The sequence below is a fragment of the Streptomyces sp. NBC_00691 genome (assembly GCF_036226665.1).
GTDB lineage: Bacteria > Actinomycetota > Actinomycetes > Streptomycetales > Streptomycetaceae > Streptomyces.
The window spans coordinates 5,436,192-5,461,957 of sequence record NZ_CP109007.1; the positions used below are offsets into that span (position 1 = coordinate 5,436,192).

Consider the following 25,766-nt stretch of genomic DNA (forward strand, 5'->3'; position numbering starts at 1 on the left):
CCGACCGGCGTGCTGCGCGCCGCAGGTACGGGCGCGGTGGATCATCCACCGCGCCCGTAGCCGATTCCGGGGGAGGCCCGGGCCGGCCGAACTCCCGTTCCGCCGGCCGGGGGACCCGCCGGTCAGGAGAGCAGGTCGTACCGGATGTCCGGGGCGCTGCTGTACCAGGCGACGCCGTCCCGTGCGAGGAACGGCTGCTTCCACGAGCCCGTGCCCTTGTACACGTACGCGCTGCCTCCGCCGCCCTTGACGGAGGCGTACAGGTCGGGGCGGCCGTCGCGGTTCGCGTCGCCGACGCCGAGGAGACGGTCGTACGCCCCCCAGCCCGCGCCGACCCTCACCCGGGGCGCGAAGGTGCCGTCGCCCTTGCCGAGGTACAGCCAGAGGACGCCGGCCGCGTCACGGGCGACGAGGTCCCCGGCCGGGTCCCCGGCGAGGTTCCCGGTGGCGGTGAGCTGGTTGTAGGCGCCCCAGCCGGTGCCGATCCTCTTCCGGGCGGCGAAGGGGGCGGTGGCCGAGCCGGTGCCCTTGTACAGGTACAGGTCGCCGGCCGTGTCGGCCGCGACCAGGTCGGCGCGGCCGTCCCCGGTGAGGTCGCTGCCGCCGGTGAGCCGGGGGTAGGCGCCCCAGCCGGAGCCGACGCGGACGCGGGTGGCCAGCGGGGCCTTGGCGTTGCCGGTGCCCTGGTAGAGCCAGAGGACTCCGGCCTTGTCCCGGGCCACCACGTCGCTCACGGCCGAGCCGGCGATGTTCCCGACGGCCTCGATCCGGTCGTAGGCGTTCCAGCCGCTGCCCACGAGGAGCCCCGGGTTCTGCTCGACGTACCCCGCGTACGGGTTGGGGAACGTGTCGTCGATCCACAGGCGGCCCGTGGTGTCCCGGACCAGTACGTCGGGCGAGCCGTCGGCGTCGTAGTCGTGCAGGCCGGGCTTGCGGGTCACCGTGAACGCGCCGGAGCTCTTCAGCTCCGGTCCGATGCCGTTCATCGGCTTGGCCGTGATCTCCCAGGTGTACGGCCCGCTCGCGGCCCCGGTCCACATGTCGCGGGTGTTGTTCCAGGTGAGCTGGCCGTTCCAGGTGTACGCCGCCCGGTGCGGGTCGTAGTCGCCGTTGAGCGGGTAGACCCCGTCGGTCAGGGTCTCGCCCGTCCGGGTGTTGCGGATCCGGAGGGTCATCTCGACCTCGGACCGGCTGAGCCGCCAGACCATGGCGAGGCGGCCGCCGGTCCTGTCGAGGTCGACGACCGCCGGGATGTCGTGGCCGAGCAGGGTGACCTTGGTGGACAGGCCGGAGGAGGCGACCTGGGTGGCGGCCGGTTCGCCGTTCGCCCCGGGGGCGATGCGGTACAGGCCCTCGCCGTCCTCGAGGGTGCCGCCCTGGACGATCAGGGACCCGTCAGGAGCCGCGACCGAGGAGTCCGAGTCGTCCATGAGCTTGCGGGTCACGCCGGTGGCGAGGGAGCGCGCTGTCACGGCGTACGTCGGGGACGGGTTCCGCTCCCCGTACCCGCCGGTCTGCCCGTACGTCAGCCAGCCGCCGACCAGGCCGAGCGAGTCGACCGCACCCGGCAGGGTGATCCGCTGGGTGGCGGGGGCGGCCTTGCGCTCGGTGACCACCGCGGTCCGGACGCCGCCGGCGGCGGGTCCCAGCCAGGCGACGTGCGTGCCCGAGAGCGCGATCGGGGTCTGGGTGAGGTCGCTCGTCATGGCGCCCGTGCCGGTGACCTGTGCGGTGGCGAGGTCCACGGTGGCCCAGTGGCCGCCCGTGGAGGTGGTGTACGTGAGCAGCGCGGTGTCCGAGGTGGCGGCCCTGACCCGCGGGTCCTTCGCGGTGGGCGGAAGGCCGGTCACGGTGTCGTCGGCCACCTTGCCGTCGTCGCCCGGGGCGAGCAGGTGCACGTCGTGGCCGCCCTGGCTGTTGGACGCCTTGACGAACACGGACCGGCCGACGGCACCGAGGAAGTCGGCGTTCCTGGCGCGGACGGACAGGACGTCCTGGCCCGTCGCCATGTCCCGGAGCGTGATGGTGCCGTCGGACCCCACCCGGACGATCACGTCGGAGGCGCGCGAGGCGGTGATCCAGGACTCGTCGAACGACCACGGCTCCGACGTGGTGCCGTCGTAGCGCGTCCACACGGCGCGCATGCGGTCGTCGGACCGGACCCAGGTCAGGAATCCGGTCGCGCCGGCGCCGATGAGGACCGGGTCCTCCTTCGGGTAGGGCACCACCGCCGAGGCGGAGGCGGAGACCGCGGAAGGGGCGGCGGCCGCCGCGGGGACGGCCGTGGCCAGGCCGCCCGCGGTGACGGCGAGGACGGCCGCGACGGCCGCGCCGAGCCGGAGGCGACGGGTGGATACGGGGGTCAAAAGGGTGTTCCTCCCCAGTGTGAGGGCATGGCGAACTCTCGCCATGTCCTCAGGACTTCCGAGGGCGTCGAATGGTTGTACGGCCGATCGGACGACCGGCGTCGCCCCCGTACCGTCGCGGAAAACGGTTCGAGTTGTCCGGCCCCGTGCTCGACCATGTGTCCATGACTCAGTCGAACACCCTGGCTCGTGTGGACGCCGACCTCGACGCCGGGCGGGTCCCCATGGCGCGGCAGCGGCTGCGCGGGCTGGTCTCCTCGTTCCCGTCCGAGGCGACGCCGCGGCGTCGCCTCGCCGAGGTGTACCGGCTGTACGGGGACGCGGCCGAGGCGGGGCGCTGGATGTACCTGGAAGAGGACCGGGACGCCGAGGAGACAGCGGCCTTCGAGCAGCGCTACGGGACTCCCGGGTGGCGGATGAAGGCCCTCGCCTGGCGTGGTCCCGAGGCGCTGGCGGCGACCCCCTTCGCCGCCGGGCAGCTCGCCGCGGTGCGGGGCGCCTGCGCCGAGCGGCTCGGACACCCCGTCGACTGGGACGACCCGGACTCCTACGCGGGGGACCGGGGCGAGGAGGCCGGCGCACCGGAAGCCGGGCGCCGGACGCTCTCCGGAGCGATCGCGTGTGCCGGCGCCCTCGGGGGGACCGTCGTCATGGTGGGCATCTGGGTGCTCGGGGTCGTCTCCCTCTTCTCGTAGCGTCCGTCGGCCCCGTGCCGTCCGGCGGACGTCTCCGTCCTCGCGTGGCGTCCGTCGGCCTCCGCCCGCCGGACGGCCCACGGCGCCAGCAGCCCGGCCAGTGCGAAGAGCGCGCCGACGGCGTACCAGCCGGGACGGCCCCAGCCGATGCAGAGCGCGATGAGCAGGCCGGGTCCCACCGCCTCGGAGAGGCCCGCGCCGAGGCCGAAGACACCCAGGTACTGGCCGGTGGCGCGGGGCGGGGCGAGGGCGTACGACACCTCGAAACCGCCCGCGGAGTGCCACAGTTCGCCGATCGTGTGGACCACGACGGCCGCCAGGAGCAGGCCGGCCGCCACCGCCCCCGGCGCGCCCGCCGAGAGCGGGACCAGCGCGCAGGAGACGAGGAACGCCGCTCCCGCGCGACGGTAGGCCCGGCCGCCCGCGCGCGGCGAGTCGATGCCCCGGCTCGCCCGCACCTGGAGTCCCACGACGATCACGGTGTTGGTGAGCATCGCGCCCGAGACGAGCCAGTGCGGGGCGCTGGTGGACCCCACCAGCCAGAGCGGGATCGCCACCGTCAGCACCTTGAACTGCGTCGCCATGACCCCGTCGAGCAGGGTGAGCGCCAGATACGGCCGGTCCCGCAGCGCGATCCAGCGCGGCCCCCGGGCGACGGGCGCGGGCGCCACCGGCGGCAGCAGGAGCAGCACGGCCGCCGAGGCCCCGAAGGCCAACGCGTTGCCCATCACCAGGAGTTGGTACGCGCCCAGTGTGCCGACCTGGACCGCCCAGCCCGCGAGGACGGCGCCCAGGGAGATGCCGACGTTGGTCACGGCCCGCAGACAGGCCCGGAACTCCTGCGGCCGCTCGCCCCCGTAGTGCCGGACGAGCGGCGCCCGCGCGGCCAGTCCGGCGGCCTTCGCCCCGGTGGCCGTCGAGACCGCGAGCACGAACGGCCAGAATCCGTCCGCGAACACGAACGCCCCCGTCGCCACCGCCTGTACGGCCAGCGTGGCCCCGTACACGCCCCGCGCCCCGCGGCGGTCGGCGAGATGGCCGACCCCGATCCCCACGGCGAGCGAGAGGGTCCCGGCGATGCCGAGCCCGAGTCCCACCGCGGCGGCCGACAGGCGCACGGCCTGGGTGAAGTACAGGACACCGGCCGTCAGGAAGAGGCCACTGCCGACGGCGTTCACGAAATTGGAGACGGCGAGGGTGCGCCGGGGGCCGGTGGAGGGCAGCGGTCGGGGCATGGCGGGGCTCCGCGTCCGTTCGGGCGAAGGTGCGGCGAGTAAGGACCCGAACAGCATGTTGCATCTTACGTGTAGGAGCAAGAGGCATTCCAGGCACGGGAGTCGGCGGTCAGCCTCGGTCGTACCCCTCGTCCCCGCCGTCCCGCGCCCCCGCCGGCAGCACCGGCGGGGTGTACGCGGCCAGGGCCGCCCCGTCCGGATCCGGCCGCACCGCCCCCAGCAGCGGATTCGCCGCGATCGGGGAGGCCTTCACCTTCCCGCCCGGCCGCGGCGCCTGCACCACCAGGCCCTCGCCCAGATAGACCGCCACATGGGTCGCCCCCGGGAAATACACCACCAGGTCCCCGGGGCGGAGCTCCGCGAGCGACACCCGGGGCAGCGTCGCCCACTGCTCCTGACTCGTCCGCGGCACCTCCACGCCCGCCGCCGCCCACGCCCGCTGGGTGAGTCCCGAGCAGTCGTACGTCTCCGGGCCCTCCGCCCCCCACTCGTACGGCTTGCCGATCTGGCCCACCGCGAACCGCAGCGCCTCCGCACCCGCCCCCGACGGAGCGCGCCGGCCCTCCAGGACACCCGAGTCGAGCAGCTCCCGCTGCGCGCCCGCCGTCTGGACCCGCTCCAGCTCGGTGAGCCGGGCCAGCTGCTCGGGGGAGAGCGCGGCCAGCAGCTTCTCGACCTCCGCGAGCCGCACCCGCACCTCCTCGCGCCGGGCACGCTGCGCGGCGGCGAGGGTCTGCTGCCGGTCGAGCGCCTTCCGGGAGGCGCTCGCCAGGCCGGCCGCCTGCCGCTCGGCCTTCTCGAGCCGCGGCACGGCCGACGCCCGGTCCCGGGAGGCCCGCGCCATCAGATGCCCCTGGTCGAGCGCCGCCTGGGGATCCGGCGCGAACAGCAGCCGCAGATAGGAGGAGAACTCGGACCCGCCCTGGTACTGGCCGCGGGCGATCCGCCCGGCCGCCGCCCGCCCCTGCGCCAGCGCGGTACGGGCGGCGGTGAGCCGGGCGGTGACCTTCCTGGTGTCGGCGGTCTGGAGCCTCAGTGCCTCCTCGGCGGCGTTGAACCGCTCGGTCGCCGCCTCGGCCTGCTGGTAGAGCGTCCGCATCCGCGTGAGCAGGGCGGTGACGGAGTCGCCGCCGGGGGGAGGCAGGGCGGAGGCGTCGTTGGGGGCGGGGTCGCTGGATGCGGCGGGTTCCGCGGCCGGGGCGACCGGTCCGGCGGGGGCCGCGGTGGGGTCGGCCGTGCCGACGGGTTCCGCGGTCGGGTCGGTCGGGTCGGTGGGGTCGACGGGGCTCACGGGTTCCGCGGCCGGGTCCGCGCGGGCGACGGGTGCCTCCATCGGGGGGTCTGCGGGAGGCGGCTCGGGGGCGGCGGCGCCCGCCGGGAGAATGCCCGAGAGAGCGGTCACGGCGGCCAGGGCCCCCGTGCAGACCGAACGCAGCAGCCTTCGCGACACGTCACCACCTCCACGGGGATGATGACGCGCCACTTCATGTGATGAACGGATGAATGGGGGCGAGTCCGGCGCCCTCACCCGTTCGGCTCAGCGCCGTCCCGGGGAGGGGTCGTGCCGGTGCCCGGCTTCGACCACGGCCACTTCAGCTCGCGACGCTCGCGGCCCTCGGGGGCGTACACGTAGACCCAGCCGCGCTGGAGGCCCAGTCGCTTCGTGTATCCGGCGGGCTCGCGGCGATAGGCGTGGAGGACCGGAGGGTTCCCGTCGTGGGCCGGGACCGGGATCTCGTACCACTTCGGCGGGTGGCCCGTCGGGCCGAGCAGGATCGGCAGGACCCGGCCGTCGAGGGGGCCGCCGCGGAAGGAGGTGTTCTGGCTTCTCACCCCTCCAGTGTCCCCTCCGGCTCCCGGATCCCGTATCCGGCTCAGAGCAGGTGGGCGGCCTCGCCGACCACCGGGATCACCCGACGGGCCAGCCGGGCCACGGGGCCCTCGGGCGTCTCCTGGGCGAGGAGACGGCCGACGACCCGCGCGGTCTCCTCGTCACTGGCCGTGCTCGCGGCGAGCAGGGCGATGAGATGGTCCACGAGCCACTCCCGCAGCTCACGGGCCGGAGGCCGCTTGTCCTCGTCGAGCCAGATGAGGGAGGCGGCCTCGACGGCGGCGATCCAGGTGCGGACCAGCATGCTGAGACGGGGGCCCGGCTCGTCCACACCGAGGTGGACGAGGATCTGCTCGGCGGCGCCGCGGCGGACCTCGTCGACGATCGCGGTGGTACGGGAGGTCTCGGCGACACTGCCGCCGCGGAGCAGGGCGCTGAAACCGGCGTCGTGCTCGTCGACGAAGGTCAGATAGCGGTCGAGCACCCGGCCGAGCCGCTCGGTGGGAGGCCCGGCCGGAGGCTCGGTGAAGCAGTGGTTCAGGGCGTCGGCGGAGGAGCGGAGGGCGGCCTCGTAGAGCTGCTGCTTGCCGCCGGGGAAGTAGCGGTAGACGAGGGGGCGGGAGACGCCGGCCGCCTCGGCGACGTCGTCGAGGGAGACGTCCTCGGGGGTGCGGTGGGCGAAGAGCCCCTGGGCGGCCTCGAGGAGCTGGCCGCGCCGCGCCTCGACGCTGAGCCTGCGGTACGCGGGGGTGGCGGCGGCAGTCATGTCCCGCAGCGTAGCGGTCGCACCCCCACCACCTGCGATGTCCGCCCACCGGCCCGCCATGGACCCGCGCCTCCGCCCCGCGCCCGCCGCCCCGCCAAGGCCTGCCGCCGCACCGCCCTCAGACGGCGCCGATGCGCGGCGCGGCCGCCGGCGCTCAGGCGGCGGGGGTGCCACCGACACACCCCCCGCCCCCCTCACGCCAGCAGCCCCGAAGACTTCCAGAGCCGCCGCCCCGCCCCCCGCAGCACCCCGATGTCGTCCAGGAAGTCCGTCAGGCGGCGCGCGCCGGACTGCATCACCTCGCGGCGGTGTCCGCTCGCCCGCACCTGTGCGACCGCCTCCCGCCGGTCCAGGCCCACCGCCTCGTACACCCGAGGGTTCACGAAGCACGTCGAGAAGACCCGTGCGGCCTGTCCGCAGCTCACCCGCGTGAACTCCTGTTCCCAGCGCGGCGCGGTCACCATCTGGCGGCGCAGTTCCTCGCGGGCGTACCGCACATGCCGTGCCTCCTCGACCACATGGATGCGGGTCACTCCGCGCACCAGCGTCTGCACCCGCTCGTCCGGGAACGTCAGCCGCTGCATCCAGTCGAGGATCTCCTCGCCGAGCAGCGTCGAGGCGAACGAGCCCGGGGTCGTGGACACGGTCTTCAGTACGCGCGCGAGGTTGTGGTAGAGCCTCGGCACCGGGTACGCCGGGGTCCCGCCCTGCTGGATCAGCCGCGCGAACATCATCGAGTGCCGGCATTCGTCCGCTATCTCGGTGAGCGCGTACCGGACGTGATGGCTGGTCAGCGATTTGTCGTAGATGTGCCGGACGAGCAGCTGCATCAGGATGATCTCGAACCAGACGCCGAGCGACGCGAGCGACGCCGCCTCGTGGCGCGAGAGCGCGATCCGCTGTTCCTCGGACATCGTGCGCCACAGCGGCGTGTCGTACAGGGAGAGCAGCTCGGGCGGCCAGAACCACTTGCCGTCCTCGAAGGGCGCGTCCCAGTCGAGCTCGACGTCCGGGTCGTAGGAGTGCTTGCGGGAGGACTCCAGCAGTCGTTCGGCGACCTGTTCGCGGTCGCGCAGCTGACCCAGGGCGTCCCTGAGGAGGCTGAAGTCCGGCTCCGCGGCCGTCCGGGAGTCGGTGAAGGGGGTCATGGTTGCGCACCTCGCTGTGCTCGTCGCGGCGGCGTGACGTCACCGGTGGTCACCGTTTATCAGACTGCCCGTCAGTAGCGTCGTCAATCCCTTGTGCGCGACTTGTTGACGATCCGTCTACCAACGTGTGAGCCTGGCCCGGCCACAGGACTCGCACCACGGGAAAGGCCCGACCCCCCCAAGGAGGCGTCAGTGTCGACGCGCGACCTCTACACCACGGCCCCGTCCACCCCGAGCTGGCAGGTCCCCGCCACCGGCGCGGCCCGCTTCTCCTGGGAGTACGAGGACGGCCGCGAGCGCCTCCTCGCCCTCTACCAGAAGGGCAAGGACAAACAGTGGGACGGCGCCACCCGGATCGACTGGGACCTGGAGGTCGATCCGTACGACCCCCTCGGCACCCCCGACGAGGTCCTGACCCTCCACGGCACCCGCCACTGGGCGAAGATGACCGAGAAGGACAAGGGCGAGCTGCGCCGGCACTACTCCTCCTGGCAGTTCAGCCAGTTCCTCCACGGCGAGCAGGGCGCCATGATCTGCGCCGCCCGGATCGTCGAGTCCGTCCCCGACCTGGACGCCAAGTTCTACTCGGCAACCCAGACCATGGACGAGGCCCGGCACGCCGAGATCTACGGCCGCTTCCTCCACGACAAGATCGGCATGCTCTACCCGATCAACGACAACCTGCAGAGCCTCCTCGACGACACCCTGCGGGACTCCCGCTGGGACATGCCCTACCTCGGCATGCAGGTCCTCATCGAAGGCCTCGCCCTCGCCGCGTTCGGCATGATCCGCGACACCACCGACAAGCCGTTGCCCAAGCAGATCCTCGCGTACGTGATGCAGGACGAGGCCCGGCACGTCGCCTTCGGGCGGATGGCCCTGCGCGACTACTACAAGCAGCTGTCCGACGCCGAACTCCGCGAGCGCGAGGAGTTCGTCATCGAGGGCTGCTACCTGATGCGCGACCGGCTGCGTGGCGTCGAGGTCCTGGACAACTTCGGCATCCCGCGGAAGGAGGCGGAGGAGCTGACCGAGCAGAGCGAGTTCCTGCACCTCTTCCGCAAGCTGCTCTTCAGCCGGATCGTCCCCTGCGTCAAGGACATCGGCCTCTGGGGAGAACGCCTCCAGAAGGCCTACCTCGACATGGGCGTCTTCGACCTCGGCGACTCCAACCTCGACCTCCTCATGACCCAGGACGAGGAGATCGCGGAACAGCTCGACGCGGAACGCTTCGCCAGGGAGGAGCGGGCCCGGGTGGCGGAGGTCGCGGACGCGATCGCGGACGGGGCGGCGCGGGACTGAGCCCGGGACCAAGCCCCTGTACGGACCCCGCGACCGGGCCCCGCACGGACCCCGGACCCGGTCCCGTCCGCACGTGGAAGAACGGGTTGTCGTACAGGTGACGTAGCGTGCCCGTCATGACCATGCCGCCACCGCCGAACCAGCCGCCCCACAACCCGTACGGCGGGCCGGTGCCGCCCCCGCAGCAGCCCGGCCCGTACGGCGCCCCGCAGGGCTTCCCCCCGCCGGGCCACCCCCGACAGGCCCACGCCCAGCCGGGTGTTCCGTCGCAGTACCCGCCGGGCCCCGTGCCCGGCCCCGGCGGCTGGGGGCAGCCGCCCATGGGACCGCCGCCGAAGAAGAAGCTGTCGGCGGGCGCGATCGTCGCCATCGTCGTCGGCTCCCTGGTCGTGGTCGGCGGTATCGGTTACGGGGTCAAGGCCGGGCTCGACGGCGTCACCGGTTCCTTCCCCGCGGCGACGCACAGGCTGGTCGTCCCGCAGACCCTTCTCGACGGCGAGTTCACCCTCGTCTCCGACCTCTCCGACACGCAGGGCAAGGAGATCGAGGACACCCCCGACTTCACCGTGAAGGACGCGACGGCGGCGGTCGGGCAGTACAGCGGCAAGGACGAGTCGGTCCTCGTCCTCTCCGGGCTGTACGGGCAGATCAAGAGCCCCGGTTCCACCCGTTCGTCCATCCTCAAGGGGGCGGCCACGGACAAGGGCTCCACCCTCGTCGTCAAGCCCGAGGACTTCACCCCCGCCGGGTACGGCGTGACCGTCAGCTGCCAGGTCACCACGTCGAAGGACGGGCTCAGCTCGACGACCCTGCCCATGTGCGCCTGGGGCGACGAGAACACCGCCGCCGCCGTGGCCCTCGTCGGCGCCGGGGAGGCCACGGCCGATCCCAAGGACATCGACCTGGCCGATCTGGCCGAGAAGACGGCCAGGATCCGCGCGCAGATCCGCAAGCCGATCGCCGCCGCCGGCAGCTGACGCGGACGCCGACGCCGGCAGCGAGGGGCGGGGAGCGAGGGGCGAGGGGGCCGAGGAGCGGAGTGGTGCCGGGCAAGCACCCCCCACCGGACCGAAGCCCCCGCACAGGACCGCCCCCAGGGCCCACGACCGCCACCGGCGCACCGCCCCCCCGGCTACCCCCGCGCCTCCTCCTCCAGCCGCAGCGCCTCCTCCATCACCGCCCTCGCGATCGGCGCCGCGCTGCCGCCCCCGCTGATGTCCGTCCGGGACGCCTCCGCGTCCTCGACGACCACCGCCACCGCGACCGCCGGCTGGGCCGCGTCGTCCGCCTGCGCCCAGGCGATGAACCAGGCGTACGGGGTGCCGGTGTTGCCGAAGCCGTGCTGGGCCGTGCCCGTCTTGCCGCCGACCAGCGCGCCGGGGATCGCCGCGTTCGTCCCCGTCCCGTCCGTCACCGCCTTCACCATCAGCCGTTGGAGCTGCATCGCCGTCGCGGGGTTCATCGCCTGCCGGTAACTGCGGCGGCCCGTACGGTCGATCGTCGTGCCGCCCGAGGTCGTCGTGCGGTCGACGAGGTACGGCTGGGCGATCTCGCCGTTGTTGGCGACCGCCGACGCCACCATCGCCATCTGGAGGGGCGTCGCCGTCGTGTCGAACTGTCCGATCGACGACAGCGCGAGCTGGTCCGGGCTCATCTCCCGGTCGAAGTTGGACTTGGCGACCCAGGACGGCACCCGCAGCCCCGTGTCGTTGAAGCCGAACCTCCCCACCGCGTCGAGCATCCCCTCCAGGCCCACCTCCACGCCCAGGCCGGCCATCACCGTGTTGCACGACCACTGGATCGCGTACGCGAGGGACGCGTCGCCGCAGGCCTTCGCCTCGTTCGGCAGCACCTGCCGGGTGCCGGGCAGCACGAACGGGTCAGGGGTGTCCGTCGGCGCGTCCACGTCCCGCACCACCCCCGCGTCGAGCGCCGCCGCGGCCGTCACGATCTTGAACGTGGAGCCCGGCGGGTACGTCTGCCGCAGCGCCCGGTTCAGCATCGGCTGGTTCGGCGAGGTGGTGAGCCGTCCCCAGGCGTCCTTGACCCCCTGCCCCGTACCGGAGAGGACACCCGGGTCGTACGAGGGCGAGCTGACGAGCGCGAGGATGCGGCCGCTGTGCGGCTCGATCGCGACGACCGCGCCCCGCTTCCCGTCGAGGCCCCGGAAGGCCGCCTCCTGCATCGGGGTCCGGATCGTCGTCACGACGTCGCCGCCGGACTGCCGGCCCCGGGTGAGGTCGTTCCAGAGCGGCAGCGGGGCCAGCATCGGGTCGGTGCCGGACAGGATCGCGTCCTCGGCGTTCTCGACGAGGGTCGTGCCGTACGTCTGCGAGGAGTAGCCGGTGAGCGGCGCGTACAACGGTCCCTGACGGTAGGTCCGTTCCCAGCGCAGCTGCTGCCCGCTGTCCCGGGAGCCGGTGACCGGCTTCCCGTCGACGACGATCTCGCCGCGCGGCTGCGCGTAGCGGTTGATCGCGATGCGCCGGTTGGCCGGGTTGTCGTCGAGCGACTCGGCCTCGAAGACCATCACGCGCGCGGAGTTGACGAGGAGCGCCACGAGGAGCACGAGACAGAGCGCGGCGGCCCGCCGGGCGTACCGGATCACGCGGCACCCTCCCGCACCGGCGCGAGCGTCCCGGTGTCGGCGTCGTCCGGTTGCGGCGCGCGCGCCGAGTCGCTGACCCGGATGAGGAGCGCCACGATCACCCAGTTCGTGACCACCGACGACCCTCCCTGCGCCAGGAACGGCATCGCCATGCCGGTCAGCGGGATCAGGCCCATCACCCCGCCGGCGATGACGAACACCTGGAGCGCCACGATCGAGGCGAGCCCGATCGCGAGGAGCCGGCCGAAGGGGTCCCGCAGCGAGAGGCCGGCGCGGTAGCCGCGGGCGACGAGCAGCGCGTACAGCAGGAAGAGCGCGGTCAGTCCGACGAGCCCCAGCTCCTCCCCGGCCGTGGCCAGGATGAAGTCGGACTTGGTGGCGAAGCCGATGAGGACGGAATGGCCGAGGCCGAGCCCGGAGCCGAGCATGCCGCCGGCCGCGAACGAGAAGAGCGACTGGGCGAGCTGCCCGGGACCGTCCCCGGCCCGGATCGAGGCGAACGGGTCGAGCCAGTCCTGCACCCGGCTGTGCACATGCGGTTCGAGCGAGCCGACGAGGAAGGCCCCGGCGGCGGCGAGCACGAGCCCGACCGCGATCCAGCCGGTCCGGCCGGTGGCCACGTACAGCATGATCACGAAGAGTCCGAAGAAGAGCAGCGAGGTGCCCAGGTCCCGTTCGAGGACGAGCACGCCGACGCTCAGCAGCCAGATCGCCACGATCGGCCCGAGCACCCGCCCGGTCGGGAACTGGAACTTCCAGATCCGGCGGCCGGTGTACGCGAGCGCGTTGTGGTTGGCGGCGAGGTACGCGGCGAAGAAGACCGCGAGCAGGATCTTGGCGAACTCGCCCGGCTGGAAGGAGAGGCCGCCGAGCCGGATCCAGATCTTGGCGCCGTTCACCGCCGGGAAGAAGATCGGCAGGATCATCAGGGCGAGCGCGGCGGCCACCGACACGTACGCGTACCCCTGGAGCGCGCGATGGTCGCGGAGCAGCAGCACGACCACGATGAAGAGCGCGACCCCGAGCGTCGACCAGATCAGCTGCGTCGTCGCGGCCTGGTCCTTCGGGGTCTCCAGGTCGAGCCGGTAGATCAGCACCAGCCCGAGGCCGTTGAGCAGGACCGCGATCGGCAGGAGCAGCGGATCGGCGTACGGGGCGCGGAACCGGACCGCGAGGTGGGCGACGAGCGCGAGCAGACCGAGCCCGGCCCCGTAGCGCGCGGCGTCCGGCGGTACGGCCCCGCTGCGGGCGAGGCCGACCTCGGCGTACCCGTAGACGCAGATGAGGACGGCGCAGACGAGGAGGGAGAGTTCCACGCCGCGGCGCTTCGGCAGGCGTACCCCGGGCGGGGGAGCGTCCGTGCGCGGTGCGGTCATGGCCGCAACGTAGCAAGCGGTATGCGCTATGTCCCTTTTGTGTGACGGTGCGCCGTGGGGCCGTGTCGCCTTTGTGTGGCGGTGCGCCGTGGGGCCGTGTGGCCCGCGGAACGGATCCGCGGAGGGCCCTTCCGGTCCCGCCCGGCCGCTCCGGTCCCGCCCCGCCCTGGCCGCTCCGGGCGTCGCTCGGTCAGTCCTCCGGCGTCGGGTCCACGAGGCTCACGTACTCGGGCAGCCGCAGCCGGGCCTCCGCGCCCACGCCGTCGTCGGCGCCGGCGAAGACGAGTCCGGCGCCGATCACCTCCGCCTGCCCGGCCGCGATCGTCAGACCGAGGCCGTGCCCCTTGCCCCCGCTCTCGGTGCGGAACCGCTGCGGCCCCGACTCCAGCAGATACGCCGGATACCCGGGCCCGTGGTCCCGCACCGACACCACCGGCCCGTCCACGGTCAGGACCACCGGCGGGGCCCCGTGCTTGTGCGCGTTGGCGATCAGATTGCCGAGCACCCGCTCCAGCCGCCGCCGGTCCGTCTCCACCGTCGCGTCCCGCACGACCCGCACCTCGGTGTCCGTGCCCGAGGCGCGCACCACCCGCTCGGCGAGCGGACCGAGTTCGTGGACGGCCAGGTCGACGGTCTCGTTGCGGGCGTCGAGCCGCGAGATCTCCAGGAGGTCCTCGGTCAGCCCGCGCATCGCCCGCACCCTGTCCCGTACGAGCTCCGACGGCCGCCCCTCCGGCAGCAGCTCGGCCGCCGCCGAGAGCCCGGTGAGCGGGGTGCGCAGCTCGTGCGCCACGTCGGCGGTGAACCGCTGCTCGCTCTGCAGCTTGCTCTGCAGCGAGGAGGCCATCGTGTCGAGCGCCCCGGACACCGTGGCCACCTCGTCCTGGGGCCGCGAGGAGTCCTTCGTCCGGGGGTCGTCGACGCGCGCGTCGAGATCACCGGCGCTGATCCGGCGGGCCACCTGGGCGGTGAGGTGCAGCCGCCGGGTGACCCGGGTGACCGCGAAGACGCCGACGAGCAGGGTCGCGCCGATCGCGAGGACGGAGGAGCCGAGGATCGAGCGGTCGAGCGCGTCGATCGTCTCGGCGCTCTGGGTGTAGTCGAGGCGTACGGCGAGGGCGCGGCCGTCCGCCGGGCCCGCCGCCCACATCGTCGGCCTGCCCCGGTCGTCGGCGACCAGGGTGCCGCGCTCGCCCCGGACGGCCAGCGCGTGGAGGGAGGGCGGGAGTCCCGGCGGATCGACCCCGGCGAACCGGGGGAGCGGCTCGCCGGCCTCGTAGAGCCGGGTGACGTCGGTGAGCCGCGCGAGGGCCTTCTCCCGGGAGTCGTTCACGGTCTGACCGGTCACCGACACATGGACGAGGACGCCGAGCAGCGCGGCCAGGGCGCAGCACATCACCGCGATGAAGACCGCGGCCTTCCAGGTGAGGGTCGCGGTCCAGGCGGGCAGCCGGGGCGCCCTCACGGGCTCGGCTCGACGGGAACGGCCACGTCCGGGGGGGCCGGGAGCGGGGCGGGCGTCGCGGTCGAGCCCGGCGTCGGACTGACGAGGCGGGGCGCGGGGAGGGTCGGGGGCGCGGTGCGTCCCGGCTTCACCCGGACGATCTCGTCGCGGGTGGGCAACATGCTGTGCTGCTGCTCGTCCCAGGACCAGGCGGTGCGGTACTCGTACCCGGGGATGCCCGCCGAACCGACCCGTGTGATCAGGTCCCGGCCGGCCACCTCCACGCTGATGACCTGGTCGACGGTGGACATGATGCGGGTGAGCCCGCTGTTCTCGGCGAGGTAGACGCGCAGGCCGACCTGCTGGTCGGGCATCCGGATCCCGACGATCAGCTCGTCCCGGCCGTTGCCGGTGAGGTCGCGGTAGTACGGCCGCATGACCGGGCACGCGGCCGGCGCGGTGCCGCAGGCCTTGATCGCGCGGGCGGTCTCCTCGTAGAGGCCGTCGCCGCCGCTGTACGTGCCGGGGTGGGCGCGGACCTCGGCGGCGACCACCGCGACCGCGTCGACGGCGTGGACGTCGTTGTCGGCGGCCTTGATGCCGGGGACGCGTTCGGTGTCGGACTCCCCGTAGTCGAGCGGCGGATCGGTGGCGGGCGGCAGATCGGGCCAGAGCCGTACGGGCCCGACGGCGGTGGGCGTGGACCCGGCGCTCTCGAGCCCGCCCTCGTTGCGTCCGCAGCCGACGGCGCCGCCCAGGACGAGGGCGCACAGGACACCGGCGGCGAGCTGCACTCCGCGCGGTCTCACACTGCTCCTCGTACGGGTCGATCGGTGGGGCGGCCGGGGTTCCGGGTTGTCCGGGACGACCGTACGGCGGACCCGGTCCGGGCCCGCTTCCAGTAGACCTTATTCAGAGAGAAGTCCATTTTGTCCACTCGTGGGCTCGGCTCGACCCGACAGCGGAGCCGATCGGTCCGACAGCGGACCGGGCCGGTCCGAGTGCGGCCCCGGCATGCTCCGGCAGCGGACCGCGGCCCACCCTCCGCGGCTCCGTCGGCCCGTCTCCGCGGCCTACCGCCCACCGTCCGCGGCTCCGTCGGCCTGCCTCCGCGACGCCACCGGTCCGCCTCCGCGGGCCTCCGCGCGGGCCTCCGCGCGGGCCTCCGCGGGCCACCGCGCGGGCCTCCGCGGCCAGGTCACGCCGCCTAGAACGCGCCTCGCTCCATCCTCGCGAGGGCCGCCCGGCACACCGTGAGGAGCTTCTCGTCGAGGTGGACGTCATGGCTGCCCGAGGCGCCCTCGCGGGCGTTGTGACGCCGCCGCCGGGTCAGCTCCGTGAGGATGATCAGCTGCGCCTCCGAGGCCGCCGGGCCCATCTCCGCCAGGCACTCCGCCACGTCCACGCGCGCGTGCCGGTTCTCCTCCCAGGCCGAGAGCAGCACCGGCAGCGCCGCCGCCGCGTCCCCGGACACCCGCCACAGGGCCGCGGCGCTGCGGACCCGTACCCACAGGTCCCGCGAGGCCAGTCCCGGTCTCAGGGCGGGGGCCGCCGAGGCGGCGGCCGGACCGATCTCGCCGAGGGCCTGGGCGGCGGAGCACCAGTCCGCGCCCGAGGAGCCGGGCCGGAGCCACCGCTCCAGGGCGGTCAGGACCTCGCCCAGATCGCCCTCGGCCGCCCACAGGGCCCGCGCCGCCGTCGTGGCGACGGTGGCCGAGTCGGCGGCGAGGAGGCCGCGCATGTCCGGTACGGCTTCCTGGGCCGCGGGCCCGAACGCCGCCAGGGTCCGCAGCGCGGACTCGCGCACCCAGTCGCGCCGGTTCGCGGGCGCCCCGCGCAGGACCCGCAGGACCTCGGGCACGGCCTGGGAGCCCCGGACCGCCGCGAGGGCGTAGAGCAGGGGAGCCGCCCGGTCGTACAGCCGCTCGTCGAGCTCGACCTCGGCGAGGCGGCGGCGCAGCAGCGGCGCCAGCATGGCGGCGGAGGGGCCGAGGCCGTCCATCGCGTACAGCAGCTCGCGCCGTACCTCGTGCTCCTCCAGGGCGCGGGCGAGCAGCGGGACGGCGCGGGTGTCCCCGGCGCGGGCGAGCGCGAGGAGGGCGCCGTCGCGCCCGGACCGCCCGACGAAGCCGTTCTGGGGGCCGCCGCCGAGGCCGGAGCCCTGGGCGCCGCCGCCCCGGGTGGTGCCGGTGCCGGAACGGGTGGAGCCGCCGGAGCCGGTGGCCGGCCCCACGGCGAGTCGGGCGGCGAGTGCGTCGGCGGCGGGCGCGCCGAGTTCGAAGAGCCGCTCCAGGAACGAGGTCGCGGCCTCCCGGAGCCGTGGCTCGGGGTCGTCGAGCTGGGCGCCGACGAGCCGGACGACCTCCTCGTACCGCCCCCGCCAGATCCGTATCAGCCCGCCGCACAGCCAGATCGCGTCCGAACGCTGTCCCCAGTCCGGGCTGCGCAGTTGCGCCAGGACGAGCGCGATGCGGTCGTCGACCCGGTCGTCGAGCGCCGCGTGCAGGGTCCGGAGCAGTTCCTCCGTCCAGGGGGCCGGGCGCCCGGCGGCGTGCTCCTCCAGGAGTTCGCGGACCTGCCCGATGAGGGTCGGCGTCGCGGCGCGCTCGATGCCGGGCGCGGTCGTCCCCAGCGCCGAGGTCCTGATCTCCTCCAGGAGGCCCGTCACCCACGGCACGATGTCGTCCGGGATGTCGCCGGGCGCGCAGCGCGCCCGCTGGGCGAGGGCCGCGAGCCGGAGGCCCGGGTCCTGGGCGGCGCGGGCGAGCCAGCCCAGCCATTCGACGGTCTCGGTGCGCAGCGACGCATGGCGCAGGGCGATCCGTCCGACGGCGGCGACCAGGGCGAGCCGTACCTCGGTGTCCCGCTCGACGGTGAGCCGTTCCCGCAGCAGGGTCAGCACCCGCGCGGGCTCGGGGTGCAGCGAGGCGAGCGCGCAGGGCGCGGCGAGCCGCACCTCCAGGTCCGGGTCGGAGACGAGTCCGAGGAAGACGTCGGCGCCGGCGGCGATCGCGGCGGCGGCCATCGCGTAGTTGGCGGCGGGAATGAACTCCTCGTCGTCCGGGTCGATTTCGTCCAGTTCCTCGTCGTCGTCGAGCTCGATCCCGCCGATGCTGGTGAGCAGTTCGACGATGCAGCCGCGGTCCTGGACGGCGGGGTCGGCGACGAGTTCGAGGAGGAAGGGGATGCAGGCGAGGGTGGAGTCGTACACGTCGCCCTGGTGGTGCACGGCGCCGTACATGCCGTCGAGGGCCGTCTCCCGCTCGGCGGGGTCGGCGGAGGCGAGTCCGCGGAGCAGCTCCGGCACGTCGTCCGCGGGGCCGTACGCGTGCCCCAGCGAGGCCCAGTCGACCTCCTCGATCCCCGTCAGCATTTGCCAGGCCGCCTTCCCCGTGAGCCCTGTACCAGGCAGCAAGTGTGCACCACGGGACGGGTAGCAAGGCCTTACCGGCAACACCGGGCGCGCGTAGACCCCCAGTTCCGCTCTGTTTGCGCCATGTGCGGTACGCAGTGGGGCAGTTGCACTCAGTGCACACCCGCGGAACGGTGCTCCGCGGTGGTCTACCCCTCGGAGCGGACGCGGACGAAGGTAGCGGTCTCCTGCCGTTGCCGCACGGCCAGCTGCCGCAGTTCGACGGGGAGCGGAGGGTCGATCCACCGCACCGGGCCGTGCTCGGGATCCTGGACGAGCGGCCCCGCGCGGTCCCCGGCCAGGGCGCCGACCTCACGTGACTGCGCCGGGGTGAGCCGGGGCGAGGTGGACACCGTACGGCCGTCCGCGAGGCGGACGACCAGGGCGCGCGGCCGGTCGGGCGGCCCGGCGACACCGAGGAGCACGCCGTCGCTCGTCTCCGTGTGCCGGATCTTCCGCCAGGCCCAGGTGGAGCCGGCCCGGTAGGTGGAGGCCAGGGACTTCGCGACGATCCCCTCGACGCCCGCGTCCCGCAGATCGCGGAACCACCCGCGGGCCGTCTCCTCGTCCCGGGTGGCGAGCACCCGCTGGAGCGGCGGCTCGGCGTCGAGCAGCGCCGTACCGAGCAGCTCCCACCGGTCGCGGAGCGGCAGCGCCCGTACGTCGCGCCCCGGGACGGCGAGCAGGTCGAAGGCGATGTACGAGACGGGAACACCGGCCCGCGCCCGGTCGGCGGGGGAACGCAGCAGGTCGGTGAAGCTCAGCCGCCCCTCCCGGTAGGCGCACAGCTCGCCGTCGAGGACGATCCCGGGCGGCAGCCGGTCCCGCAGGTGCGCGGCGATCCCGGGGAACTCGGGAGCGAGGTCCCTACGGGAACGCGACTGGAGGACGACCTTCCCGTCGCCGAGGACGAAGGCGAGCGCGCGGAAGCCGTCGAGCTTGAGCGAGTACTGGAGCTCCCGGGGCGGCTCTCCCTGCGCGGGGATCTCATCGGCGGCGCGGGGCCGCATGACGTCGACGGGCGGGAGCAGCGCGAGGTCGTGGGGGCCGGTGCGGGCCTCGTCCCCGGCGGCGGTGGTGATCCCGGCGCGGGCGGAGGCGCGGGGAGAGGCGCGGCCGTGACCCGGAGTGCCATCCGCCGCGGGGGTCCGGCCGGGAACCCTGCCGGCGGTCCGGTCGGGGGCCTTGCCGGGGGTCCGGCCGGGAACCCTGCCGGCGGTCCGGTCGGGGGCCTTGCCGGGGGTCCCGCCGTGCCCGCCCCGAGCGCCGCCACCGGCGCTCGCGGCGTCGTCACCCGCGCCCCGGGCGTGCGCCCCGGCCTCGTTCATGACGCGCTCCCGATGCGGTTCACGAGGTGTCTCCGGCCCCGGTTCACGAGGCGCTCCCGGCCCGGTTCACGGCACGCCCCCGGCCCTCTCGGGCGCGAAAAGTGGCGCAAGGAGATCCCCGTACCGCTCAAGACGTGGCGCGATGTCATCCATGAGGAGGACGAGGGACTCGGGGTCCGAGGCGGCCCCGGAGCACTCCTCGACCTCCTCCCACGTGACGGGCGCGGAGACCATGGGACGCGGCCGCGCCCGCAGGGTGTAGGGCGTGGCGGTGGTCTTGGCGGCGGCGTTCTGGCTGTGGTCGACGAAGACCTTCCCGGGCCGCAGAGCCCGGGCCATCCGGTGCACGACGAGCCGCGGCAGCGCGGCCTCCGCCTCGACGGCGAGCGTGCGCGCGTACGCCGAGACGAGCGGGGACGGCGTGGGCACCACCGGGACGAGCAGGTGCAGCCCCTTGGAGCCGGAGGTCTTGGCGAAGGCGTCGAGACCGTCGGCGGCGAGCCGTTCGCGCAGGTGGAGGGCGACGCGGCAGCACTCGACGACCGTCGCGGGCGGGCCGGGGTCGAGGTCGAACACGAGCCGGTCGGCGACGCCGGGGGAGGAGGCCCGCCACTGGGGCGTGTGGAACTCCACCACGAGGTTCGCGGCCCACATCAGCGAGGCGAGGTCCTCGACGACCACCTGCCGGGCCCGGGGGTCCTCGGAGCGGGGCACAGGGGTGGTCCTCACCCAGGAGGGTGTGCCGGGCGGCGGATTCTTCGTGAAGAACAGCTGCCCGTCGGGGCCGTCCGGATAGCGCAGGAAGGACACCGGACGATCGCGCAGATGCGGCAGGATCGCGGGCCCGACGGTCGCGTAGTAGTGGAGCAGCTCACCCTTGGTGGTGCCGGTGACCGGGTGGAGCACCTTGTCCAGGTTGCTGAGCGCCAGGCGCCGCCCCTCCACCTCTGTGAGAGGCGTCATACGATGAGAATCCCACGATTACGGACAAATCGGGGGCGGCGAAACGTCCTGACTCCACCCGAAGGGAACACCTGTGCGATCCATCTGGAACGGCGCCATATCCTTCGGCCTGGTCAGCATCCCGATCAAGCTGGTGAACGCCACCGAGAGCCGGTCCGTCTCCTTCCGGCAGATCCACACCGAGGACGGCGGCCGCGTCCGCTACAAGAAGGTGTGCGAGCTCGACGGCGAGGAGGTCCCGCAGGCGGAGATCGGGAAGGCGTACGAGGACGCCGACGGGACCATGATCCCGATCACCGAGGAGGACCTGGCCTCGCTGCCGCTCCCCACGGCGAAGACGATCGAGATCGTCGCCTTCGTGCCGGCCGGCGACATCGACCCGCTGCAGATGGACGCGGCGTACTACCTCTCGGCGAACGGCGTCCCGGCGGCCAAGCCGTACACCCTGCTCCGCGAGGCGCTGAAGCGCAGCGAGAAGGTGGCCGTGGCGAAATACGCCCTCAGGGGGCGGGAGCGCCTGGGCATGCTCCGGGTCGTGGACGACGTGATCGCCATGCACGGCCTGCTCTGGCCGGACGAGATCCGCGCGCCGGAGGGCGTGGCCCCGGAGAACCCGGTGAGCGTACGGGACGCCGAACTCGACCTGGCGGACGCCCTGATGGCCACCCTGGGCGAGGTCGACATGAACACCCTGCACGACGACTACCGCACGGCGGTCGAGGAGATGATCGCGGCGAAGGCGGAGGGTGGCGAGGGGGTCGCGCCCCCGGCCGCCGGCGAGGAGCAGGGCGGCGGCCAGGTCATCGACCTGATGGCGGCCCTGGAGAGCAGCGTCAGGGCGGCGAAGGAGGCCCGGGGCGAGCAGGAGGAGGGAAAGGGGCGGGCGGAGGTCACCCCGCTGAAGTCCCGGGAGCGTACGCCGAAGACGACGGACGCGAAGAAGTCCACGTCGAAGGCGGCGGCGAAGAAGACGGCGGCTCCGGCGCACAAGTCGACGGCGAAGAGCACGGCGAGCACGGCGACGAAGAGCACGGCGACGAAGAGCACGGCGACGAAGAAGACGACGGCGAAGAAGACCACGGCGAAGAAGACGGCGGCGAAGAAGACGACGGCGAGGAAGGCCACCCCGCACAAGCGCACGGCGTGAGGCGACGGCCCGGGGCGGGCGCCGGGCTCGGGCATCGGCACCCGGAGGCGGGGTACAGGCGCGGGCACAGGCACCCGGAGGCGCGGGCGCGGGTGACGCGCAGGCGCACGCGCTCTCACCGGGAAGGCGGCTCCCCGGCGGAACGCAGCTCCTCGTAAGCGGTGTTGACGTCGGCGACGCGCACGGTGGTGAGGTCCTCCCGGCTCGGGGCGACGTTCCCGCCGTGGGTGTCGTAGAGGCGCAGGTCGCGGGAGGAGGCGGCCTTGCGGCAGAGCTCACGGGCGAGCCGCCCGTTGCCCAACTGGTCGACGAGGCCGTCCCGTACGACGCTCTGGAAGTGGGAATGCAGGACGGCGGCGGCGTCCTCGTCCACGACGTCGCCCTGGGCCTCCAGAACTCCGTAGGAGATCTGCAGCAGTTCGGCCGCCGAGTACGAGGGGAAGTCGATCCGCGTACTGAAACGGGAGGTGAGGCCCGGGTTCGTGGAGAGGAGCTCGGCCATCTCGTCCGGGTATCCGGCCAGGATGACGACGAGCCGGTCACGGTCGTCCTCGGCCCGCTTGAGCAACACCTGGAGGGCTTCCTTGCCGAACGCGTCGCCCCCGGAGTAACCGGTGTTGTAGAGGGCGTAGGCCTCGTCGACGAAGAGGACACCCCCGAGGGCGGAGTCGATGACCGCCTTCGTCTTCATGGCCGACGACCCGAGGTGCTCGCCCACGAGGTCGACCCGTGAGGTCTCGACGAGCGTCCCCGACTCCAGCATGCCGAGCCCGGCGAAGATGTCACCGATGACCCGGGCGACGGTCGTCTTGCCGGTGCCCGGGGGACCGGCGAAGACGAAGTGCTGCGGTCCGGCGGTCGCGGGCAGGCCCTGCTCCCTGCGGACGGTGGCCATCCGCAGCTGGGCCACGAGGGTCCGCACCTGCCGTTTGACCGGTTCGAGCCCGATCATCCGGTCGAGCCGCGCGAGCGCCTCGTCGAGCCGCAGATCCGCGGCGGAGGTGTCACCGGCCCCGGAAGAGGCGGCGGCGGCCCCCGCCGGACCCTCCGGGGAGCGGGCCGGCACCTGGACGGGCAGTTGGACCTGCGCGCGCTGGGCGACGTCGGCGTGGCCGGGGAAGCAGCGGAAGGCGTACTGGAAGTGGCGCAGCGCCTCGCGGTCGTCACCGACGCCCTCGTGGGCGAGCCCGCGCAGATACGCCACCTCGCCGTCGAACCTGCCGCCCCGGCCCAGGACGCGGGGGAGCGGCGCCAAGGTGTGGAGGACCTCGTGGAAGACGCGCTGACGGGCGAGCGCGTACCCGACGTACAGCTGGGCCTCCTCGCGCAGGAAGGGCGCCTCGATGCCCCGGGAGTACTCCAGGACCAGCGGCCAGTTCTGCTTGAGGTAGGCGTAGCGGGTGCAGAGGAACCGCGTCTCGTCACAGTCGAGAACGGCGGTGAGGAGCGCGGGCTCGACCTCGTCGACCCGCCCGGCCGCCAACTGCTGCGCCATGCCGGCGAGCCAGAGATCGCGCGAGGTCTCCAGCCGGAAGGTGACGTAGACGCCGAGGTCGAACCGGGAATGGACGGTCAGCGCGCACCTGCTCCGCAGCGCGCCGAAGGTGTGCCGGTACCGCCCCATGGCATCGACGGCCTCGGCCTGGGACCGCCCCGTCGCATGCAGCCCCAACCAGGCGTCGGCGGCCGTGGGGTCGTACTCGAGCACCTCGGTGAACCGGACGGCGGCGGCGTCGAACTGCCCCATCCGAAGCAGCGTGACCCCGTCACGCCACACCCGCTCACACCGCTTGGCGGTACGCCTGGACACGGACTCTCCCGCCACTCTTCCCCCCGACGACACCCCGGACCGCGAACTGTCAAAGCGTAATACCGCCTTGATCTCCCCGGCCCGCTCTCCACGCCTCGGCCCCGACGGCTACCCTCCGGCCGTGGACGCATCCGACGAGGGCCGGCACCCGGACGAGCAGTGGACCGACGAGGGCAACAACGTGTGTGGCACCGTACGCGGCCTCCGTGACGCCTCGCGGGTGGCCGCGCGCTTCGCCGGAGCGGGCTGGAACTCCCACCCGTCGTCCTGGCACGGCCACGAGGTGGAGACGGGCTGGTGCCGACTGGAGATCGACCCCATGGAGGCCGGGGCCGTTCTGCTCAACGGCGCGGTCGACCCCACCCGACTCGACGACCTGGCCGCACTCCTCGCCGCCTTCGGCCTCCCGTACGCACTCGAACTGGCCGACGAGCACGACACCGTGATCCGCGAGATCAACGGCTGACACAGGCCCCCGCACATACAACAAGACCCCGCACTCAGCGTTTCCGCTGATCACGGGGTCTGTGTGGCACTTCTTGCGAAGTGCCCCCGGCAGGATTCGAACCTGCGCACACGGCTCCGGAGGCCGTTGCTCTATCCCCTGAGCTACGGGGGCGTCCGCCGCGTTCGGCGGCGACGGGTAGAACCCTACCAGCTCCGCGGGAGTGGCTGTGAACAGGTATTTCCGGGGTGTCACCAGGGGCTGGGTCCCCCGCACGGGTCAGAAGTGGGTAAAACCCGGACGCAGCCGTTGGGGGCGGCCTACTCTCGTTCGTGTGTCAGGCGTGTCCGGTCGGGTGCTCGTTGTCGACGACAACAAGGTGATCCGGCAGTTGATCAGGGTCAATCTCGAACTCGAGGGGTTCGAGGTCGTGACCGCGGCCGATGGTGCCGAGTGTCTGGATGTCGTACATCGGGTCTGTCCTGATGTCGTCACCCTGGACGTCGTCATGCCCCGCTTGGACGGGATCAAGACGGCCGAGCGGCTGCGGGCCGATCCCCGGACCCGGCATCTCCCCGTCGCGATCATCAGCGCCTGCGGTGAGCACGAGGTGTCCGGCGGGGTCGCCTCCGGTGTCGACGCCTTTCTCGCCAAGCCCTTCGAGCCCGCCGAACTCGTGCGCGTCGTCCGTCAGCTGTTGCACCGCGAGCGGCGCGAGCGGCCCGAGGGGGCCGGGCCCGACGGGGGAGAGGAACCGGCCGCAGTCGACGGCTGCCAGGAATCCCGACGCGCCGGAAGCACCCACCGTCCCCACTGAGAGCGGTCGGTCGTGTGGCCACCGGGCCCGTCCCCGCCGCGGGTGACCGCATGGCGAAACCGGTTCGCGTTCCGCCCCCCCTCCTCCCCTACGCTGGTCCCGTGACCCCCGCGGACCTCTCCCTCACCGTGCTGCACGCCGTGCGCCGCGCGGTCGACGACGGTGCGCTGCGGGTCGACGTACCCCCTCTGGTCAAGGTCGAGCGCGCTCGGCCCGGTGGTGTCGGGGAGTACGCGAGCAACATCGCCCTCACCCTCGCCAGGTCCGCCGGACGCACCGCCCTCGACGTCGCCGGGATCCTGGAGGAACGTCTCCGTGACGCCCCCGGACTGCAAGAGGTCGCGGTCACCGGGCCCGGATTCCTGAACTTCACCCTCCGCCCCGACGCCGCCGGCGAGCTCGTGCGGGCCGTCCGCGAGGCCGGGGACGCGTACGGGAACGGCACCGCCCTCACCGGGACCACCGTCCGCTTCGCCGACCTGACGGAGTCGCGCGCGCTCCTCGTCACCGAGACCGTCGTCCGGCTCCTCCGGTCCCAGGGCGCCGACGCGGGGTTCGGCGGCGACGAGCGGGTGCACGTGCACCCGGGGGCGTACGAGCCGGACACCCTGGGAGCCGACGCCGCCCGGTGGGCCCTGCTGCGGGCCGCGCCCCAGGACCGGCCCCTCGAAGGGCCGCCCCTCCTCGTCCAGCACGAGCGCAACTCCCTCTTCCGCGTGCGGTACGCCCACTCCCGGGTCCGGAGGCTGCTCGTCAACGCCGCGCAGCTCGGATTCGGGCCCGCGTACGAGACCCCCGTGCACGCACCCGAACTTCTCGGCGTCCTCGGCGACCACCCCGTCGCCCTCCTCACCGCCGCCCGCCACCGCGCCCCCGACCGGGTCGCCCGGCACCTGGAAGCCACCGCCGACGCGCTGCTCCCCTTCCAGCACACCGTTCTGCCGCTCGGCGACGAGAAACCCTCGGCCGCCCATCGTTCCCGGCTCGCGCTCGCCGAAGCCGCCGGGACGGTGCTCGCCGGTGGCCTCTCCGTGCTCGGCATCAGCGCACCCGAACGGATTTGAAAGAGTTCA

At 73.5% G+C, this 25,766-nt stretch carries 20 protein-coding genes, 1 tRNA gene and 1 pseudogene; 7 read left to right on the forward strand and 15 right to left on the reverse strand.

From position 1 onward, the window contains the following. Nucleotides 1-122 precede the first annotated feature (122 nt). Nucleotides 123-2,366, reverse strand: a complete 2,244-nt coding sequence (locus tag OG392_RS24790; protein WP_329283015.1) for an FG-GAP repeat domain-containing protein — start codon at nt 2,364-2,366, stop codon at nt 123-125. Between the two features lie 164 nt (nt 2,367-2,530). Between OG392_RS24790 and OG392_RS24795 the strand changes: the two genes are divergently transcribed. Next, a complete protein-coding gene (locus OG392_RS24795; protein ID WP_329283017.1) occupies nt 2,531-3,061 on the forward strand; it encodes a DUF6584 family protein in 531 nt (176 codons plus the stop codon). Nucleotides 3,062-3,387: 326 nt separating this feature from the next. Here the strand turns inward: OG392_RS24795 and OG392_RS24800 are convergent. From OG392_RS24800 to OG392_RS24820, 5 genes and pseudogenes are all read right to left on the reverse strand, one after another. Beyond that, nucleotides 3,388-4,353 (reverse strand): annotated as a pseudogene (locus OG392_RS24800) (MFS transporter); the annotation flags it as partial. 52 nt (nt 4,354-4,405) lie between these two features. Continuing rightward, the gene (locus OG392_RS24805) at nt 4,406-5,746 is read right to left on the reverse strand and encodes a C40 family peptidase (RefSeq protein ID WP_329283018.1); all 1,341 of its coding nucleotides are present in this window, start codon (nt 5,744-5,746) and stop codon (nt 4,406-4,408) included. 74 nt (nt 5,747-5,820) lie between these two features. Continuing rightward, nucleotides 5,821-6,129, reverse strand: a complete 309-nt coding sequence (locus OG392_RS24810; RefSeq protein WP_329283019.1) for a hypothetical protein — start codon at nt 6,127-6,129, stop codon at nt 5,821-5,823. A 41-nt stretch (nt 6,130-6,170) separates the two neighbouring features. Next, nucleotides 6,171-6,893, reverse strand: a complete 723-nt coding sequence (locus tag OG392_RS24815; protein WP_329283021.1) for a TetR/AcrR family transcriptional regulator — start codon at nt 6,891-6,893, stop codon at nt 6,171-6,173. Nucleotides 6,894-7,087: 194 nt separating this feature from the next. Then, on the reverse strand, nt 7,088-8,041 hold the full coding sequence (locus OG392_RS24820) for an AurF N-oxygenase family protein (protein ID WP_329283024.1): 954 nt from the start codon (nt 8,039-8,041) through the stop codon (nt 7,088-7,090). Between the two features lie 192 nt (nt 8,042-8,233). Between OG392_RS24820 and OG392_RS24825 the strand changes: the two genes are divergently transcribed. Both OG392_RS24825 and OG392_RS24830 read left to right on the forward strand, forming a co-directional pair. Beyond that, nucleotides 8,234-9,343 carry a ferritin-like domain-containing protein gene (locus OG392_RS24825; protein ID WP_329283027.1) on the forward strand — a complete coding sequence of 370 codons (1,110 nt, stop codon included), beginning with the start codon at nt 8,234-8,236 and terminating at the stop codon, nt 9,341-9,343. 116 nt (nt 9,344-9,459) lie between these two features. Continuing rightward, complete coding sequence (locus OG392_RS24830) at nt 9,460-10,320, forward strand: hypothetical protein (RefSeq protein WP_329283029.1); 861 nt, start codon at nt 9,460-9,462, stop codon at nt 10,318-10,320. 155 nt (nt 10,321-10,475) lie between these two features. On the opposite strand, the gene OG392_RS24835 is transcribed toward OG392_RS24830, so the two are convergent. From OG392_RS24835 to ligD, 7 genes are all read right to left on the reverse strand, one after another. Next, nucleotides 10,476-11,951 (reverse strand): penicillin-binding transpeptidase domain-containing protein, encoded by a 1,476-nt coding sequence (locus tag OG392_RS24835; protein WP_329283030.1) that lies wholly within the window; start codon nt 11,949-11,951, stop codon nt 10,476-10,478. Then, nucleotides 11,948-13,327 carry an FtsW/RodA/SpoVE family cell cycle protein gene (locus tag OG392_RS24840; RefSeq protein ID WP_329283033.1) on the reverse strand — a complete coding sequence of 460 codons (1,380 nt, stop codon included), beginning with the start codon at nt 13,325-13,327 and terminating at the stop codon, nt 11,948-11,950. Before OG392_RS24840 ends, OG392_RS24835 begins: the two co-directional genes overlap by 4 nt. 190 nt (nt 13,328-13,517) lie before the next feature. Beyond that, on the reverse strand, nt 13,518-14,792 hold the full coding sequence (locus OG392_RS24845; protein ID WP_329283036.1) for a HAMP domain-containing sensor histidine kinase: 1,275 nt from the start codon (nt 14,790-14,792) through the stop codon (nt 13,518-13,520). Continuing rightward, nucleotides 14,789-15,580, reverse strand: a complete 792-nt coding sequence (locus OG392_RS24850) for a hypothetical protein (protein ID WP_329283038.1) — start codon at nt 15,578-15,580, stop codon at nt 14,789-14,791. The genes OG392_RS24845 and OG392_RS24850 overlap by 4 nt, the downstream gene beginning before the upstream one ends. Before the next feature lie 398 nt (nt 15,581-15,978). Continuing rightward, on the reverse strand, nt 15,979-18,144 hold the full coding sequence (locus OG392_RS24855; protein ID WP_329283040.1) for a PBS lyase: 2,166 nt from the start codon (nt 18,142-18,144) through the stop codon (nt 15,979-15,981). A 188-nt stretch (nt 18,145-18,332) separates the two neighbouring features. After that, nucleotides 18,333-19,511, reverse strand: a complete 1,179-nt coding sequence (locus OG392_RS24860; protein WP_329283042.1) for an ATP-dependent DNA ligase — start codon at nt 19,509-19,511, stop codon at nt 18,333-18,335. A 66-nt stretch (nt 19,512-19,577) separates the two neighbouring features. Next, nucleotides 19,578-20,474 (reverse strand): non-homologous end-joining DNA ligase, encoded by an 897-nt coding sequence (ligD, locus tag OG392_RS24865; protein WP_329283044.1) that lies wholly within the window; start codon nt 20,472-20,474, stop codon nt 19,578-19,580. A 73-nt stretch (nt 20,475-20,547) separates the two neighbouring features. Here ligD and ku point away from each other — a divergent pair, with 73 nt between their 5' ends. Further along, nucleotides 20,548-21,621: a non-homologous end joining protein Ku gene (gene ku, locus OG392_RS24870; RefSeq protein WP_329283046.1), complete on the forward strand. Its 1,074-nt coding sequence runs from the start codon at nt 20,548-20,550 to the stop codon at nt 21,619-21,621. Nucleotides 21,622-21,736: 115 nt separating this feature from the next. Here ku and OG392_RS24875 read toward each other — a convergent pair whose 3' ends face one another. Beyond that, nucleotides 21,737-23,368 (reverse strand): AAA family ATPase, encoded by a 1,632-nt coding sequence (locus OG392_RS24875; RefSeq protein WP_329283048.1) that lies wholly within the window; start codon nt 23,366-23,368, stop codon nt 21,737-21,739. Between the two features lie 184 nt (nt 23,369-23,552). Here OG392_RS24875 and OG392_RS24880 point away from each other — a divergent pair, with 184 nt between their 5' ends. Next, entirely contained in the window at nt 23,553-23,897 is a 345-nt protein-coding gene (locus OG392_RS24880) for a hypothetical protein (RefSeq protein ID WP_329283050.1), read from the forward strand. 81 nt (nt 23,898-23,978) lie between these two features. On the opposite strand, the gene OG392_RS24885 is transcribed toward OG392_RS24880, so the two are convergent. Next, a tRNA-Arg gene (locus OG392_RS24885) sits at nt 23,979-24,050 on the reverse strand. Between the two features lie 160 nt (nt 24,051-24,210). On the opposite strand from OG392_RS24885, the gene OG392_RS24890 reads away from it, so the two are divergent. Together OG392_RS24890 and nrtL are read left to right on the forward strand one after the other, a co-directional pair. Then, nucleotides 24,211-24,693 (forward strand): response regulator, encoded by a 483-nt coding sequence (locus OG392_RS24890; protein ID WP_329283052.1) that lies wholly within the window; start codon nt 24,211-24,213, stop codon nt 24,691-24,693. Nucleotides 24,694-24,794: 101 nt separating this feature from the next. After that, the gene (nrtL, locus tag OG392_RS24895; protein WP_329283054.1) at nt 24,795-25,757 is read left to right on the forward strand and encodes an ArgS-related anticodon-binding protein NrtL; all 963 of its coding nucleotides are present in this window, start codon (nt 24,795-24,797) and stop codon (nt 25,755-25,757) included. The last annotated feature ends 9 nt before the right edge of the window (nt 25,758-25,766 follow it).